The organism is Bartonella sp. MM97QHHN, from assembly GCF_042194285.1.
Lineage (GTDB): Bacteria > Pseudomonadota > Alphaproteobacteria > Rhizobiales > Rhizobiaceae > Bartonella.
In genome coordinates this window covers 1-2883 of record NZ_JBHIMS010000020.1, presented here as the reverse complement: position 1 = coordinate 2883, position 2883 = coordinate 1, and the positions used below count along the sequence as shown (strand labels likewise).

At 44.0% G+C, this 2883-nt stretch carries 3 protein-coding genes; all 3 read right to left on the bottom strand.

The features are described 5' to 3' along the window. On the bottom strand, window positions 1–1077 hold a 1077-nt coding region (locus ACFIJW_RS00410), incomplete at its 3' end, for a phage tail protein (RefSeq protein ID WP_375632746.1). 7 nt (window positions 1078–1084) lie between these two features. Then, on the bottom strand, window positions 1085–2098 hold the full coding sequence (locus tag ACFIJW_RS00405; RefSeq protein WP_375632744.1) for a phage tail protein: 1014 nt from the start codon (window positions 2096–2098) through the stop codon (window positions 1085–1087). An 8-nt stretch (window positions 2099–2106) separates the two neighbouring features. Beyond that, a partial coding sequence (locus ACFIJW_RS00400; protein ID WP_375632742.1) for a phage tail protein occupies window positions 2107–2883 on the bottom strand: 777 nt, incomplete at its 5' end.

Sequence of the window (2883 nt, the reverse complement as noted above, 5' to 3'; positions counted from 1 at the left end):
TGCTATTTGGTCAAATTCTTGATTACACTTGTCCAAAGCATCCCCACTCAAACCTACACACTCTTCGTCTATAGCTCTCTTTCGCCTTTGCAAGTGAGCTTCAGTAGAAGAAACATCCCGTTTTTTTCGAGAAGAAAGACCTTCTGATGACTCCGGACCTATAAAATGTNCTGCTATTTGGTCAAATTCTTGATTACACTTGTCCAAAGCATCCCCACTCAAACCTACACACTCTTCGTCTATAGCTCTCTTGCGCCTTTGCAAGTGAGCTTCAGAAGAAGAAACATCCCGTTTTTTTCGAGAAGAAAGACCTTCTGATGACGCTGGACCTATAAAATGCTCATGCGCTTTTAAAGAACAGGGTTGTATACTTGCAAAAGAACGCCAAGGGTCTAAATTGCGTTCATTATCAAGTCCCCGTAAAAATAGCCCCCGAAAATCGGGAACATTAAACGTCGTGGCGCCATCCCCTTCTCCCCACGTCGTCCCTATTACTTCAAACAAGGCTCTATACGTTCTTCGCGAATAAGCCTTCCCATCACATGGCAACCAACCATCTGGCAAGCGCTCCATTGCAAACGGTCCTATCAGACCGGAAGGTAAACGTTTTAAGGAAGAAACTTTGCCCCTTGTCGGGTTGAGAACTTGCCAACCCGTAAGCTCTTCATCATACACAAGCGTATAAAGACAGCCATCTTGTATCTCTCCTCCCGATAAGGCTAATAAACCGGTTTCTGTCGCCTTATAAACGGGCTTACCAGCTAGATTATTTAAAGCAATTGTTGTCGCCCCAACATTCTTGCCCTTCGCTTTAAAACAAACCGATATGCCATTCTTATACTCTAAAAATGCCGATTGGCTTAGAAGCCTTATCACGCTCGTCTTTTGGTTATTATCAACCGTCACAATCCCTTCAAGCACACCCCCCGTATCCGATAAATACTCACTTACCCGTTGCATCATAAAACGAGCGCTATTATTAACCGTGTTAGGGTGCTGTCCCTCTGACCAATTAATTAAAGCATCAGCACCACCATTCTCAGATGCCGTTAAAGACCAATCATAAATCGTGGACATCTAAACCTCACGTCTTGATTCCAAACACAACACTCATATTAATCGGGCGCGTCTCACTTACACCTGAACTTGCCAATGCAACATCACGCATGTGAAGGTGGGAATGGGGAAAGGCGAGCTTATGGTGCACGCGTATATCCTCTGCTCTCACGCCCAAACGTTCAGCAAGCTTCAATCTTTGCTGGTCATTCAACACATATCCCCAGATGATCGTCATATCACCATGCCAACTCTCTTCCTGATTTTCATCATTCAAAATCGTAAAGGATTGACCCCCATGGTCATGCTTTCTCATTGCGTCATTTTGTAAAGTGCCAAGATAACGAAAGCGGTCTATCTCGCGGTCATCATCAACACCTCGTAAAAAAACACCACGCAAATCGGGAACATTAAACTTCGTCCAACTATCAGCGCCTCCCCACCTGATCCCTATCGCTTCATAAAGAGCAGGATAATCACTACGCAAATAAGCCTTCCCATCACAAGGTAACCAGCCATCTGGCAAAACTTGCATCCCAAAAATCCCTATCGTCCCTGGTGGATAAACAGGAATAACCGGCTCTTGCGATAAAGAGAGAGGCGTAGGATTTAAAACTTGCCAAGCATGATCCCTATAAACCAAGCTATAAATGCACCCCCTTTGAAGCTCGCCTCCCGATAAAACACGGAGACCTAATTCCGTCGCCTTGTAAACAGGTTTAGCCGCCAAATCATTCAAGGCAATTGCGGTTTCCCCAACATTCTTGCCCTTCGCTTTAAAACAAATTGATATCCCATTCTTATACTCTAAAAATTGCGATTGGCTTTGAAGTCTTATCAACGTCGTCTGGTGTTCAGTATCAACCGTAAAAGTGCTTTCAATCACACCACTTGTATCCGATAAATACTCACGCACACGTTGCATCATCACACGAGCACTATTATTCAGACTACTAGGACGTTGTCCTTTTGACCAATCAATCAAATCATCACAATAGGCATTCAAGGAGGCATTTAAAGACCAATCATAGATCGTCGACATCTTACACCTCATGTCTTAATCGCAAACAGAACACTCACATTTACTGGACGCGTCTCGCCTTCACCAGTGCTCTCCAAAACAACCTCTTGGTTCTCATCAAGAGTATGAGAACTTACAATGTAGCCCCCTAAATTCTCACGCTCTATGCCCATAAAATTCGCTAGAGAGCTCCCCCCAAACAAGCCTAGACGATAGCCCAACACATCCGTCGTATTCCCATCCCAAAAGTTTTCGTTGCTGGTAAAATGAGACATCGAAAGGCTCTGTCCTTGATGTTGATGCGACTCGATTAAATCTGTTTGCACACTTGCAAAAGAACGCCCCTCATCAATATTTCGCCCTCCATCAAGCCCTCGTAAAAACATCCCTCGAAAATCGGGAACATTAAATGTCGTGGCGCCATCACCCTCTCCCCAAACCGTTCCTATCGTCTCAAATAAATCACCATAATCACGACGCAAATAAGCCTTCCCATCGCAAATTAACCAATCCTTTGGAATCCCGCGCATTCCAAACGTTCCTATAAAACCCGTGGGATAAAGATTGCTTTCTTCTTCTTCTAAAGGGAGTGGGGTAGGATTAACAAGATGCCAATGATCTCCATTATAAAACAATGTATAAATGCACCCTTGTTGGATTTCCCCCCCTGATAAAAGCGATAAACCCGTTTCTGTTGCTTTATAAACCGGCTTGCCATCTAAAGCATTTAAGACAATCGTGGTCGCTCCAACATTCTTACCCATAGCCATAAAGCGCAAAACGATACCATTCTTATACTCTAAAAA